Origin of the sequence: Desulfuromonas acetoxidans DSM 684 (genome assembly GCF_000167355.1) — a bacterium.
GTDB lineage: Bacteria > Desulfobacterota > Desulfuromonadia > Desulfuromonadales > Desulfuromonadaceae > Desulfuromonas > Desulfuromonas acetoxidans.
This window is the reverse complement of record NZ_AAEW02000020.1, coordinates 14620-28690: the sequence shown is the minus strand read 5'-3', so window position 1 is coordinate 28690 and position 14071 is coordinate 14620. Positions and strand designations below refer to the sequence as shown.

General features: G+C 47.2%; 12 protein-coding genes. All 12 read left to right on the top strand.

Translation table 11 applies throughout. From position 1 onward, the window contains the following. Positions 1–68: 68 nt before the first annotated feature. Positions 69–935 carry a MerR family transcriptional regulator gene (locus DACE_RS14160; RefSeq protein ID WP_006002322.1) on the top strand — a complete coding sequence of 289 codons (867 nt, stop codon included), beginning with the start codon at positions 69–71 and terminating at the stop codon, positions 933–935. Between the two features lie 44 nt (positions 936–979). Further along, positions 980–1528, top strand: a complete 549-nt coding sequence (locus DACE_RS14155; protein WP_006002321.1) for a lipocalin family protein — start codon at positions 980–982, stop codon at positions 1526–1528. 44 nt (positions 1529–1572) lie between these two features. Beyond that, the gene (locus DACE_RS17575; RefSeq protein ID WP_006002319.1) at positions 1573–2076 is read left to right on the top strand and encodes an NUDIX hydrolase; all 504 of its coding nucleotides are present in this window, start codon (positions 1573–1575) and stop codon (positions 2074–2076) included. Between the two features lie 199 nt (positions 2077–2275). Further along, positions 2276–3448 carry a methyl-accepting chemotaxis protein gene (locus DACE_RS14145; protein ID WP_006002318.1) on the top strand — a complete coding sequence of 391 codons (1173 nt, stop codon included), beginning with the start codon at positions 2276–2278 and terminating at the stop codon, positions 3446–3448. Positions 3449–3508: 60 nt separating this feature from the next. Beyond that, on the top strand, positions 3509–3874 hold the full coding sequence (locus DACE_RS14140) for a response regulator (protein ID WP_006002316.1): 366 nt from the start codon (positions 3509–3511) through the stop codon (positions 3872–3874). A gap of 21 nt (positions 3875–3895) precedes the next feature. Further along, positions 3896–4303 (top strand): STAS domain-containing protein, encoded by a 408-nt coding sequence (locus DACE_RS17570; RefSeq protein WP_006002314.1) that lies wholly within the window; start codon positions 3896–3898, stop codon positions 4301–4303. Next, a complete protein-coding gene (locus tag DACE_RS14130) occupies positions 4275–6395 on the top strand; it encodes a chemotaxis protein CheA (RefSeq protein WP_006002313.1) in 2121 nt (706 codons plus the stop codon). The genes DACE_RS17570 and DACE_RS14130 overlap by 29 nt, the downstream gene beginning before the upstream one ends. Positions 6396–6520: 125 nt before the next feature. Further along, positions 6521–7015: a chemotaxis protein CheW gene (locus DACE_RS14125; RefSeq protein ID WP_006002311.1), complete on the top strand. Its 495-nt coding sequence runs from the start codon at positions 6521–6523 to the stop codon at positions 7013–7015. 24 nt (positions 7016–7039) lie between these two features. Beyond that, positions 7040–9061 (top strand): HAMP domain-containing methyl-accepting chemotaxis protein, encoded by a 2022-nt coding sequence (locus tag DACE_RS14120; RefSeq protein WP_006002309.1) that lies wholly within the window; start codon positions 7040–7042, stop codon positions 9059–9061. Between the two features lie 80 nt (positions 9062–9141). Then, positions 9142–9972, top strand: coding sequence for a CheR family methyltransferase (locus tag DACE_RS14115; RefSeq protein WP_006002307.1), 831 nt, complete (start codon positions 9142–9144; stop codon positions 9970–9972). Positions 9973–10051: 79 nt separating this feature from the next. Continuing rightward, entirely contained in the window at positions 10052–11113 is a 1062-nt protein-coding gene (locus DACE_RS14110; protein WP_006002306.1) for a protein-glutamate methylesterase/protein-glutamine glutaminase, read from the top strand. 68 nt (positions 11114–11181) lie between these two features. Further along, complete coding sequence (locus tag DACE_RS17565; protein ID WP_006002304.1) at positions 11182–14052, top strand: EAL domain-containing protein; 2871 nt, start codon at positions 11182–11184, stop codon at positions 14050–14052. Positions 14053–14071 lie beyond the last annotated feature (19 nt).

Below are 14071 nucleotides of genomic sequence, written 5' to 3'. Positions count from 1 at the left end.
CATATTTATTTTTAAGGATATTATTCATATAGATGCAAGTTTGTCTAGGACAAAATATGGAGTCTTAAATGTTGACAGTTCAGCAGTTGTCTCAAGAGCTCGGAATTACTCCGGATACCATCAGGGTCTGGGAAAAACGTTATGGCAACCCTGTACCCCAGAGAAACCGTCGTGGCCATCGAAGATATTCGCAACAGCAGTTGGAGGAACTCCGCTTGGTCCGTAATCTTCAAATGCTTGGCAAGAAGCCCAAGGAGATTTTTTCTCTTACGCCTGAGCAGAGGTTTGAACTTCTTACTGCCATGCAAAAGCGCTCGTTTTCTGGTGAAGAAGGTCTTTTGTCATTAGTTTGTTTTGGTTCAGCCGCTGATGTTGAAGCGTATTTATCTAAGTGGGCGGCAAAGGGATGCGCTGATTTTATTTTTCATGGGCTTCTTCCTTTATTGTCAGCGTTAGAAAATGGGTGGATTGTCGGCAATGTTACAATCTCGCGTGAACATCTGATTTCTGATGTGGTGATGAATCAACTTAAGTTGTTCTTGGACGATGCAAAACCTACCCGTGAGCAGCCGCATTGTGCCTTTGTGACACTTAATGGAGAACGTCATCGGTTGGGGTTGATGATGGGAGCGTGTCTCTTTAATCTGCAGGGTGTTTACTGTAGTGTGGTTAGTGATGATGTTCCTACCGCAGAGGTCCCTCGGATATGCCAGGAACTGAAGACACAGGCTGTCGCACTTTCATTCAGCGGTAACTATCAACGCCATAAAGCGTTTGACGATATCGTTGCCCTGAGGACATTGCTCCCTGATGATGTTCAAATTATCGTTGGGGGGAAGGCTGTTGAAGACATGTCTCTTCCACCGGGTGTTACCTTGTGCGGGGACCTGCGACAGGTGGACACAATTGCAGCGAATCTGGTCTTAAAAAAGTAGCGCAATCGGCTAGATAACGCTTTTGACTCCACGGAGGTTTTGAAATGCGAATAATATCTTTTTTTGGAATAGCCATACTGATTCTCACATCGGCAGGATGTGTGAGCGATCTTCCTGTTCAACCCGTACAGGCGTTTGAGCTCAATCGCTATTTGGGTAAGTGGTATGAAATTGCCCGGCTTGATCATTTTTTTGAGCGGGGCTTAGAATCTGTGACAGCTGAATACTCTTTGCGTGATGACGGCGGTATCAGGGTGGTGAATAGAGGATATTCAGTTCAGAAAGGAGAATGGAAAGAGGCCATCGGAAAGGCCTATTTTAAAGAGACAGAACGGCTCGGCCATCTCAAGGTGTCTTTTTTCTGGCCCTTTTACAGCTCTTATATCGTTTTTTATGTCGACCCAGGATATCAATATGCGTTTGTCGCAGGTCCTGACCATAGCTACCTCTGGCTGCTTTCGCGAACTTCAACGGTGAGTGAGGATGTTTATAGTCATTTTTTAGCGATGGCAGAAGAAATGGGTTTTGATGTTAGAAAACTGAAGAAAGTAAAGCATCGCTCTTCGCTAACAGAATCTCTGGATACGCCGTAACCGCATAAACCATTCTTGTTCTACAAAGCCAAGGAGTAAAGCCTGTGAATGAAGTTTTTGCTCGCCCTTTTGTATCAGTGATTGCCATAGATTCCGAAGGAGACCAGAAGAAGATTTTGTTGCAACGTCGAACGAAATCAGCAACTCAAAATAAATATTATGGGCTGTGGGAGTTGCCCCAAGGGAAAATTCGTGCTGGGGAAACAATTTTTGAGGCTGCCCGGCGAGAAGTCAAAGAAGAGTCCGGTTTAGAGGTCTTGGATATTGACCCATTTCACCGTATGACAAAGTCTACCGATTTAGAAGATATACAGTCTTTTGTTCCTCTGACATGCGTGAGCGATAAATCGAACCAGTGTATCGGCTTACCTTTGATCGTTATGACTAAGGGCGTGCCCCAAGCCACTCAAGAAGCTTCGGATCATAGCTGGATGTCTCGGGATCAGGTTTTATCTTTGATCTTGGGTAAGAAGGTTTTTCCACTAAATGTGCCGATGCTGGAGGAGTTTTTCCGATTCACATTGAGTAAGTCCTTCGAAATAGCTTAGGTGGCGCGGCCTTCATTAGGCCTGGCTGTGGTGGATTAGAATTTTTGACAATTAATGTGCTCAGGGATATATTTTCATTAGGTCTAATGTGAATATATTCAATTGTTTGTATGTGTTTGAGCGTGGCGTTGCCATGAGTCTTCGTATTCATGTTTTTTAGGATTTTTTGGGGGAGCTCCTGGCCTTGATTGGAGAATTTGTGCTGAAAAAAGTAACTGTGATAAGTGCTTTACTCCTTGTTGGCGTTTTTTCTGGAACTTTATTGTGGAGTAAAACCGTTTGGATGCCGCTCTTTGTTTTTATTTCTGCGGTTTCTGGATGGAGCTTGGCGTATTCAAAGAAAAATTGCGAGAGGTCTAGCTCCGACGGCGATATTGATAACAGTCATCCCCTTCTATCCGAAACTCAGGTTTTATTAAAGAGTTTGCAGCAGGAAGTCTCTTCGCAATGTCAGGATGGTCAGCAGGAAAACAGTCAGGTGCAGACTATTTTATCCGATGCCATTGAAAAGTTGATCAACAGTTTCACCACCCTGGAAAATCTCACCCAAGAACAAAAAACGCTTGCACTGGGAATCATTCATGGTGATTGCCGAAATGATACGACTAACGCTGATTCGTTTCAGCAGCTCTTTAAGCAGATTGAAGATGTTATGCAACGTCTGCTTGATGCCACCATTGAGAATAATACACAGACTCGTCAGTTAATGACCTCAATGGATATCACGCAAGGGCAGTTTCAAAAAGTGCTCGGCATGCTCGGAGAAGTGCGAAAAATTGCCGATCAGACTAATCTTCTCGCGATCAATGCTGCTGTCGAGGCGGCGCGGGCCGGGAATGCCGGAAAAGGTTTTGCCGTTGTCGCCGAAGAGGTGCGCAACCTGTCGATTCGTTCCAATCGTTTCAGTGAAAAGATCGACACTTCGGTGCAACAGATTTCAAAAGCCTTTGAAGACGTGACTCTCTCGATTAAGTGCCTCTCCGAGCGTTCTGATCAATTGGTCCAGGAAGAGCAGGATCACATTGGTCATGCCATGGGACGGGCTCGTAATTTCAATGACGTAGTTGAGCGCAGTGCGCGGGATATCTCTGATCGCGCCGAATCCGTATCTCAACAGGTTCGTCAAGCGGTCACGTCGTTACAATTTCAAGACATGGCCACTCAGGTCATTGATACGGTTAATAAGCGACTTCAGTCTCTTGATATATTGGTTCGTGACCTTAATGTTAAAATTGAACAGACGGACGGCTCTGAAAATCAGATACAACAGCTTGAAAGATTTCTCCTTGAGTCTACTGACCTTGTCAAGGCTAGCCACCATAACCCGGTGTCGCAAAAGAACATGGACGAAGGTGATATTGAGCTGTTTTGAACGAGAGCCAAAACCAACCAAAAAGATATACGTTAGATAAATTAAAAGGAGAGCCGTTCCATGGCGAAAACAATCTTAGCCGTAGACGATTCCAAATCCATATTGCAAATGGTGTCCTTCACCCTCAAAGGTGCCGGCTACCAGGTGATCGAAGCCAGCAACGGTCAGGAAGGACTGGCCGCTGCCCAGCGCCAGAAAATCGACCTTGTTCTTACCGACCTCAACATGCCGGTGATGGACGGCTTGACCATGGTGCAGAAACTACGCGCCTCTCCTGCCTGTAAATTCACCCCGATCCTCATGCTCACCACCGAAGCTGGAGCCGACTTCAAAGCCAAAGGCAAAGCCGCCGGACTCACGGGCTGGCTGGTCAAACCCTTTGATCCGCAAAAACTGCTCGGTGTCGTCAAAAAAGTACTCGGTTAACCAGGGTAAAACGGAGGAGCCATGTTTGAACTGGAAAGCAAAGCGATCCACAACAGCGACGGGGCCGACTATCAGCTGCTGATCGTCAGCGGAGATCTGGGCATTGCCATCATCGGTCAACTCAAAGACGAGTTACTGGCCGCGCTCCAAGCCCACGACCATGTCGTTCTCGACATGGCTTCTGTCACCGCCGTGGATTACAGCGTGTTGCAGCTGTTGTGCAGCGCTAACAAATACGCCCAGAAACAGGGTAAGCTTTTTCAGCTTAAAAACCAATGCACCGATGCCTTTGTTGACCGCGCCCAATCCCTTGGCTTCTTTCGGGATCGGGCTTGTAACGAAGCTGAAGACTCAGGAAAATGTTTGTGGATACCCGAAAACCTCAAAGACGAGGATGCCCATGCAGGATGCACCGCAAAACGCTTTTAAGGAAGAAGCCTACGAACTACTCAGTGAGCTCGAGGACTCGTTACTCGAACTCGAAGAACAACCCGAAGACCATGAAACCGTTAGCAAAGTGTTCCGGGCCATGCACACCATCAAAGGCTCCGGAGCCATGTTCGGCTTTACCACCATCTCCCAATTCACCCACGAAGTCGAAACCGTCTTCGATCTGGTGCGTAGCGGAGAGCTGCCCGTCAGCAAACAACTCGTCGATCTCTCCTTAAAAGCACGCGACCACATCCTGTCCCTGCTCGACAGCGAGCCCGACGAACAAGGCGAATACGCCGCAACCGGCGCAGAACTTGTCGCTCAGTTTCAGGTCCTGAGCCGTGGTGGAGCCCCCGCATCACCAGCTACACAAACCACGACCAGCGCTGAAAGCAACACTGCGCCCCAAAGCGAACTCACCACCTACCGCATCCGTTTTCGGCCGTCTCTCGACATCATGCACAACGGCACCTCCATTGCCCAACTGCTCGATGAGCTTTGTGAACTCGGCACCTGTCGCACCATCGCCCACAAAGCCAACATCGTTGATCTTGAAGAACTTGATCCCGAAAACTGCTATTCCAGCTGGGATATCATCCTCACCAGCGACTGCGGCGAAGACGCCATCCGCGACGTGTTCATCTTCGTCGAAGACGACTGTGAACTGATCATCAAAGCCATCGACCTCGGCAACGACGAAGACGACATGGAGAAAAAACGCCTCGGTGATATCCTTGTTGAGCGCGGCGACATCAGTCAGGAACAGATCGATGAAGTCTTAGCCAAAAACAAACGGATCGGCGATCTACTCGTCGAAGCCCGTCTCGTCAGTCGCGATCAGGTTGACTCCGCCCTGCTCGAACAGCAGGAGATCCGCAAGCTCAAAGAAAAGAAAAAAGAAAAAACCCAAGGCGCCGGCAGCCTGCGCGTACCCGCCGACAAACTCGACGACCTCGTCAACCTCGTCGGTGAAATGGTCACCGTCCAGTCGCGCCTCAGCCAGGTCGCCAACCAGCGCCACGACGCCGAACTGCTCTCCATCGCCGAAGAAGTCGAACGCCTCACCGAAGACTTACGCGACAGCACCCTCAACATCCGCATGTTGCCCATCGGCAGCACCTTCAGCAAGTTCAAACGCCTCGTGCGCGACATCAGCGCCGACCTCGGTAAAGAAGTCGAGCTCAAAACCACCGGCGCCGAGACCGAACTCGACAAAACCGTCATCGAACAACTCGGCGATCCCCTCGTCCACATCATCCGCAACAGCATGGACCACGGCATCGAAATGCCCGACGACCGTGTCGCCGCCGGCAAACCCCGGTGCGGGCAGGTACACTTAAGCGCCGAACACTCCGGCGACAGCGTCATCATTAAAATCAGCGACGACGGCAAAGGCATGGATCCCGAAGTGATCCGCCAAAAAGCCATCAGCAAAGAGATTCTCAGCCCTGATGACCAACTTAGTCACACCGACCTGCTCAACCTCGTCTTTGCTCCCGGCTTCTCCACCGCCCAGCAAGTCACCGGCCTGTCCGGACGCGGCGTCGGCATGGACGTCGTCAAACGCGCCATCGAATCCCTACGCGGCAGCATCACCTTAGAAAGCGAAAAAGGCAAAGGCAGCGTTGTCAGCCTGCGCATTCCGCTTACCCTCGCCATCATCGAAAGCCTGCTTGTCCAGATAGACGATGGCCGCTATGTACTGCCCCTGTCCGCCGTCGAAGAATGCGTCGAACTCACCGCCCAAGACATCCACGACGCCCACGGCCGCAACCTTGCCAAAGTGCGTGGCCACCTCGTGCCCTACGTTCCGTTACGCGAAGAATTCGAGATCCACGGCAGCCCGCCCGCCGTCCAGCAGATCGTCATCACCCAGATCAACGGCCAGCAGCTCGGCTTCGTCGTCGACAACGTCATCGGCGAACACCAGACCGTCATCAAAACCCTCGGTCCCATGTACCGCGATGTCCAGTGCGTCTCCGGCGCCACCATCCTCGGCGACGGCAGTGTCGCCCTGATCCTCGACATCGTCTATTTGATGCAAAAAGCCAGTGACGAAGGACGAATTAAGCAGGGGGAGGGCCATTAGTTCTTTTTGTATTGCAGTGATCGTTTGAAATGCAGAAGTTGTTGCAAAAAAGAGCAATTTTATAAAAGTTCAATCCATGAGGACTGTTGTGTTGATTGGCCGGTAACGTTGAAAGGAGAGTGTGTATGGCCGCAGAAGATCTCGAACAGATGAACCAGTATTTGACCTTCAAGCTTGATGATGAAGTCTTCGCACTGGAAATAGGTAAAGTCCGTGAAGTTCTCGACTTTACTGAAGTTACTAAGGTCCCACAAACGCCTGTTTTTATGCGCGGTGTCATCAATCTGCGAGGCAGTGTGGTTCCTGTTGTCGACATGCGGGTCAAATTCAGCATGGACGAGGCTGAAGCCACGGTAAATACCTGTATTATCATTACAGAAGTGGTTATGGATGGTGAACCCAGCGTGCTTGGTGCCTTGGTTGATTCGGTACAGGAAGTACTCGAACTCGATCCCGATCAGATCGAACCGCCGCCACGCATCGGGACAAAACTCGATACCGAATTCATCCGTGGGATGGGTAAGCACAACGAGGAGTTTATTATTATCCTGGATATTGACAGGGTTTTCTCTGCCGATGAAATCTCGCTGATTCAGGCGACAAACCGATCAGCTGAATAAATTCTTTAGGAAAGGATTTGATTTATGAAATTAGGAGTGAAAATCGGAAGTGGTTTTGCCGTCCTACTGTTGATCGCTATTTCATTGGGCGGGCTTGCTATCTGGAATATGCACTCAGTCAATGAACAGTCAACTGTTTTGGCTGAAGAATATGTTCCTGAAGTTGAGGTCGCGAACAATATCGAAAGATCTTCTCTGTCGACGATGTACGCATTACGAGGATATGGTTTCACGGCAGATGAAAAATTTCTTCAGGAAGGTCGTAAATCTCTGGATGAGGTTAATCAAAACCTTAATCTTGCTCTACAACTTTCTGAAAAAGCATCACATCTCACAAAACTCAAAGGTAATGTCGATGAGATCCAATCAAGTGTAAATGAGTATGCAAAGTTAGTTGAAGAAACCGTTGTTGTGAACAAAGAGATGGACAAAAACCGAGGCCAGCTTGATGCCGCAGCGGCGACGTATATGGAAACGTCAAAAAAATATCTTGCCCATATGCATGAGACATTTGAGAACGATCTTGCTGCGGGGAAAGGTGCAGCGCGTCTTAAAGAGATGGTCGAGAAAATTCGTCGTGCAAATGAAGTTATTGATTTAGGAAATAATGTTCGAATTCTTGCTTGGAAGTCTCAAACACAACGCTCCCCTGAAATTCTGCGCAGTGCGTACAAAATCTTCCCGGAGATCAACAACAACATTGATGCATTGCTCGCAGTGACCAAGCGACAGATTGTTAAAGATGAGCTCAATGCAGTAAAACAAGCTGGGGCTCAGTATCACAAAGCGATGGAATCATTTTTAGACAACTGGTTGAAAAATGAGGACTATGCAAAGAAAAGGACAGATATTGGTCTTGAGGTAACATCACTATCAAGCGGTTTGGCAAAAGCCGGAGTCGCTGGTACTGATCGAATTGCTAAGGAAGCTGTCAGTGCGCTTGAATCTTCATCAAATATTATGATTATAGGTCTGAGCATTGCTTTGATCCTAGGCATTGCCATAGCGGTCTTTATTACACGTATGATCACCAAGCCCATCATCAAAGGCGTGCAATTTGCGGAGACCATTGCCAATGGTGATTTGACCAATCGTATCGATGTGTCGACCAAGGATGAAATCGGTCAGCTGGCCAATGCTCTAAACGAGATGGTCGAAAAACTCAAAGATGTTGTTGAAAACGTTCAAAGTGCTTCGACCAACGTCGCTTCCGGGAGTCAGGAGCTGTCGGCGAGTTCCGAAGAGATGAGCCAGGGAGCTACCGAGCAAGCTGCTGCGGCTGAAGAAGCCTCTTCGTCCATGGAGCAGATGGCCGCCAATATTAAGCAAAATGCTGATAATGCCATGCAGACGGAGAAGATTGCTCTTAAATCGTCTCAAGATGCTCAAAGTGGTGGGCAGGCCGTTCAGGAAACCGTTAAAGCGATGAAGGATATTGCCGAGAAGATTTCCATCATTGAGGAAATCGCCCGCCAGACGAATCTGCTGGCACTGAATGCGGCTATTGAAGCGGCACGAGCCGGAGAGCATGGCAAGGGGTTTGCGGTCGTTGCCTCGGAAGTCCGCAAGCTGGCTGAGCGGAGTCAGAGCGCCGCTGCTGAGATCAGCGATTTGTCATCGAGTAGTGTTGAAGTTGCGGAAAATGCTGGTGAGATGTTGACCAAGATGGTCCCCGACATCCAACGCACAGCTGAGCTTGTTCAGGAAATTGCAGCAGCCAGTAAAGAGCAGGATACAGGTGCCGATCAGGTCAACAAAGCCATCCAGCAACTTGATCAGGTTATCCAACAAAATGCCGCAGCAGCAGAAGAGATGGCTTCGACCTCAGAAGAACTCAATGCTCAGGCCGATCAACTGCAAGAGACCATGTCTTTCTTTAAGTCAGATTCCACAGGGCGAAAAGTTTCTGTTGCTAAATCGATAGCTGCTCCCAAAGTTGGCCCTGCACCTAAGAAAACAGCACCATCTAAAAGCAGTGGTAGTGGTTTGATGCTCGACATGGGCGCCGGAAAAGATTCGTTAGATAAGGACTTTGAAGAATATTAATTCAACAGAGCGTATTTAGATCTGATCAGAGGGGTAGCAGGAGTATCTGCTACCCCTAAGTCCTTGCCGAGGGAAAAGTTATGGTTTTGACAGAACAGGACTTTGACCGGCTTAGCCGTTACATTTATCAAGAGCTGGGTATCACTTTATCAGAAAAAAAGAAGACGATGCTCACAGGCCGTTTGTCAAAACGGATTAGGGCTTTGAGGCTTGGCAGCATCACGGATTACTGTGATTTTCTTTTTAGTGATGAGGGGCAGGCGTTAGAGCGAGTACATCTCTTTGACGTGATTACCACCAATAAAACGGACTTTTTCCGTGAATCCAACCATTTCGATTATCTAACTCAAAATATCCTTCCAGGTTGGCAACAGGGGCTTTCGAAATCGCGTTCATTCAAAATTTGGAGTGCCGGTTGCTCTTCAGGGGAAGAACCCTACACCATGGCCATGGTTTTGGAGGATTATGCAAACAAGCAGTCCGCACGTTCTTTTGATTACGAGATTATTGCCACGGACATTTCCACCAAAGTACTTGATCATGCCAAACAGGCCATTTACCACAGTGACCGGATCCAACCGGTTCCCATGGAGATGCGTTCACGCTATCTGTTGCGCAGTAAAGACCGCAACAACCCACTAGTTCGGATCGCTCCTGTGCTGCGTAAGAAAATCCGTTTTGGCAGATTGAATTTTATGGATACAGACTTTAGTCTGCCACATCAGATGGATGTTATTTTTTGCCGCAATGTCATCATCTACTTCGATAAAAAGACTCAGGAACGGCTTGTCTGTAAATTCTGTCGAAAATTACAGCCAGGAGGTTTTCTGTTCCTCGGTCATTCCGAATCGCTGCACGGCTTTAATGTGCCGTTAACCCAAGTGGCTCCGACGGTGTATCAGTGCTGTTGATTGTTTAAGATCTTGCTCCAGATTTTTTTTGATTTTCAGCTGTTTGTATTGATCTGTGAGATAGAGGGAGGGGGTTGTCATGGCAAAAGTTAAAGTCCTGATTGTTGATGATTCGGCAGTTGTGCGACAGGCACTACAAGCTGTATTGGAAAGCGATCCCCATATTGAAGTCATGGCTACTGCCAGTGATCCTTTTGTTGCGGCGGAAAGGATGAAAAAACAGATTCCTGATGTCATCACCCTTGATGTTGAAATGCCGCGTATGGATGGATTGACTTTTCTTCAAAAGATCATGAGTCAGCATCCAATACCGGTGGTCATTTGTTCCAGTCTTGCCGAAAAAGGTTCTGAGACGTTATTGAAAGCGATGGAGTTTGGAGCCGTAGATATTATCCAAAAGCCTTTATTGGGCACCAAGACATTTATTGAGGAATCCCGGGTTCTGATCTGTGATGCGATTAAAGCTGCAGCGAAAACATCTGGGAGTCTGCAACCCATTCGTCAACGCAAAGTGGAACCAAAACATACCGCGGATGTTGTTTTGTCGCGCGCCAGTTCAAAGGCCATGGTTCAGACAACGGAGAAAATTATCGCGGTTGGGGCTTCCACAGGTGGTACTGAGGCTCTGCGTGTTTTCTTAGAACAGTTCCCTATGGATGCCCCAGGTATTGTTGTTGTCCAGCATATGCCGGAGAACTTTACCCGTGGTTTTGCTCAACGATTGGATACTTTGTGTCAGATGAGCGTAAAAGAGGCAGAAAATGGTGATTCCGTGGTTCGAGGTCATGTCCTAATCGCTCCGGGAAACCGTCATATGTTACTCAAGCGTAGTGGTGCTCGTTATTACGTGGAGCTTAAAGATGGACCCTTGGTATCACGACATCGCCCTTCCGTGGACGTTCTGTTTCGCAGTACGGCACGCTATGCCGGTAAAAACGCTATTGGGGTGATTTTGACTGGCATGGGGGATGATGGGGCCAAAGGGATGAAGGAGATGAAAGAAGCCGGAGCAGTGACTTTTGCCCAGAATGAAGCCTCCTGTGTTGTGTTTGGTATGCCCAATGAGGCGATTAAACTTGGCGGCGTTGATAAGGTTCTCGCTTTAAGTCAGATTCCACGTAACGTGCTTGATTTGTGCTAATATTGTAACTAATGAAATGATGTGATGGTTATTGCTATGGCTTTCTTCATTTGATAGGGAGGCGACAGGTGAAAATTCGTACTCAGTTTTTGTTTGTTGTTTTTCTCTCTTGTCTGCTCTCTTTGCTTTCGACTCTGTTTTTCTTTAATGGCAAAGTTGAAGAAAATATTCACGGACGTCTTACTTCGCAAGCACGCAGTATCTGTTCTTTACTCTCTCTTTATCAAAATCAATGTCGCTCAAGTCTTTTACCGGGGCAGACATCATCAACAGTTCACAAAGAAAATCTTTTAACTGCATCAGCAGAGAAGCTTGCCAAGACTGGTCAGGATGGTATCCAGATTCGTTATGCGGCGCGGTTTCCCAACAATGAAAATCACCAGCTCTTGAAAGGCGATAACGCTCTTGTCGAGCTGTTCAAGAAAAATCCGCAGCTCAATGAGTTCAGTGATCTTGTTGAAAAATCAACGATGTTTTTTCGTTATGTTCAACCGATCTTTTATCAGGATTTATGTGTGGGGTGCCATAAGAAGATACAACCTGGCCCGCGCAACGATATCGCACCGGCTCTTCTAGTCGTAGAAATCCCCTACACCGCCTTTCGCGAGGAACAAAAAAGTAAATTTTACGCAATCGCAGCAATTAATTCTGCGGGATATTTTGCAATGTTTATCGTTTTGATGATGTTCATGCAGAAGACCGTTCTTAAGAGATTGCAGAGCTTGGAAACTGCAGCTATTCGACTTGGAGAGGGAACCTATGATCAGGTTGAGTTAGTTTACCGCGACAAAGCAAAAAATGAATTCGATATTCTGACAAATGCTTTTTATGAAATGAAAAAAGCAGTTGTTACTCGTGAAGTCAGCCTCAAGCAGAAACGACGCCAAATTTGCAGCATGTTTCATTCTCACCAGTCGATTATGTTTTTGCTCGATGCCGAGAAATACCGTGTATTGGATGTCAATGTGGCTGCAGAACGTTTCTATGATATGTCGTCTAAAGCGCTTAAGGCCAAAAGCTTTTATGGGATACACGGGATTTCAGAGTCAGAGTTGGACTGTCTTTTGTCTCCTTGCCTCGATCATCGTAAGGAGTTTGTTGAACTTCCGTATCAGCATGTAGGGGAGTTGCGTTATCTTGAAGTGCGGTTGAGTCCTGTCATTGTCGATCAAAAAGAGTGTTTATTTCTCATTGTTCACGATATTACAGCGCAGCAGAAAGCACGTCAGCAGTTGAGAAAGGAGTATGAGTTTTTTCAGATGGTGATCGACAATATGGTTGATCCTGTTCTGGTAATGGACACCTCCCGACATATCAAAAAGGCCAATCGGGCTGCCATGTTTTTGGCGGATGGGAAAATCGATGAAACAGCTGAGGTCTGTTGTTATGAAGCATTTCATCGTGGCAGTCTGCCTTGTGATTATCAATCTCAGTCCTGTCCCATGCATACTGTCTTGAAAACCGGAAAACCTGCTTCCGTTATTAAGCATCTTGATGAGAAAAATAAGACCTATGAAATCCAAGCCGCTCCATACTTTGATGACATGGGAAATATCTTGGGTGTGATCGAATCATTTCGCGATATTACCAAGCGACTTGAGGTGGAAAATAGCTTGGTTGAACATGAACGTAAAATATACGACTTGACCCATTATGATAGTGCGACCGGTTTGCCGAACCGTTCCGTGTTGATTGACCGTCTTAATCAGGCCATCTACCGGGCTCTGTTTAATAATTCTTCCCTGGCTCTTTTGAGTCTAACCCTCGATCGTTTTAAAAAAATAAATGAGACCATGGGGCATCATGTCGGTGACTGCCTATTGCAGGAGATTGCTCAACGGTTGAAAAAGCTCACATGTGATCATTCTTCGCTGGCGAAAGATTCTGGAAGCCAGTTCTTCTTATTGATTGAAGGGGACCCGAAAGAGGTGGTGTTTGATTTTGCGGATGAAGTTTTGACCGAGGTCAAGCAGAGTTTTTTTGCCAACGGACAAGAATTGATTCCTTCGGGAAGCATAGGTATTGCTTTCTACCCTGACCATGCCGAGAATGCCACCGAATTACTGGCCCGTGCAGATGTTGCGATGCGTCTCTCTAAAGACGATATGGGTGGTGGGGCCGTGATGGTTTATGATCCAAAATATGGTGAGGTCGCCCCGCAAAGCTTGCGTATGGAAGCTGATCTTAAACATGCCTTAGAGAACAATCAACTTCATCTTCATTATCAACCACAATTCGATCTTAAAAATGCTGGCCTCGTGGGGGTTGAAGCACTGATTCGTTGGAACCATCCAACTGAAGGACCGGTTTCTCCCGGTGAGTTCATCCCCCTTGCTGAAGAAACTGGCTTGATCCATCCGCTTGGTCGTTGGGTGTTGAGAGAGGCTTGCCGACAGGCAAAGTTCTGGCAAAACAACTTTGCTCGCATCGTGCCCGTCGCTGTAAATGTTTCGAGCCTGCAGTTGAAAAAGAACAACTTTGTTCATGTGTTGGAAGAATGCCTGAATGAATTTCAGATAGATCCTCAATTGATTGAACTGGAAATTACGGAAAGTGCAGTTATGGATCGTTTGGAAAAATCCATGGAGCTGTTAAATGCCATTAAAGGTCTGGGGTTCAATCTGGCGATCGATGATTTTGGCACTGGCTATTCATCTCTGAGCTATTTAAAAAAGTTCCCGTTCTCAAAGCTGAAAATAGATCGTTCTTTTGTTATGGATCTGGAAACTGACGAGAATGATGCCGCAATTATAACTGCGATTATTTCTATGGCGACAAGCCTTGGTTTGAAGACGATTGCCGAAGGTGTTGAGACCGTAGAGCAAAAACACTTTTTAACGGACCATGGGTGTGATGAAGTCCAAGGTTTCTTGTTGAGTCGTCCTCTTTCTGCTGATGCTATAGAAGAGATGTACTTATCATCAAAAATCGACGCCTGACCTAAAATGGGATGTTTTC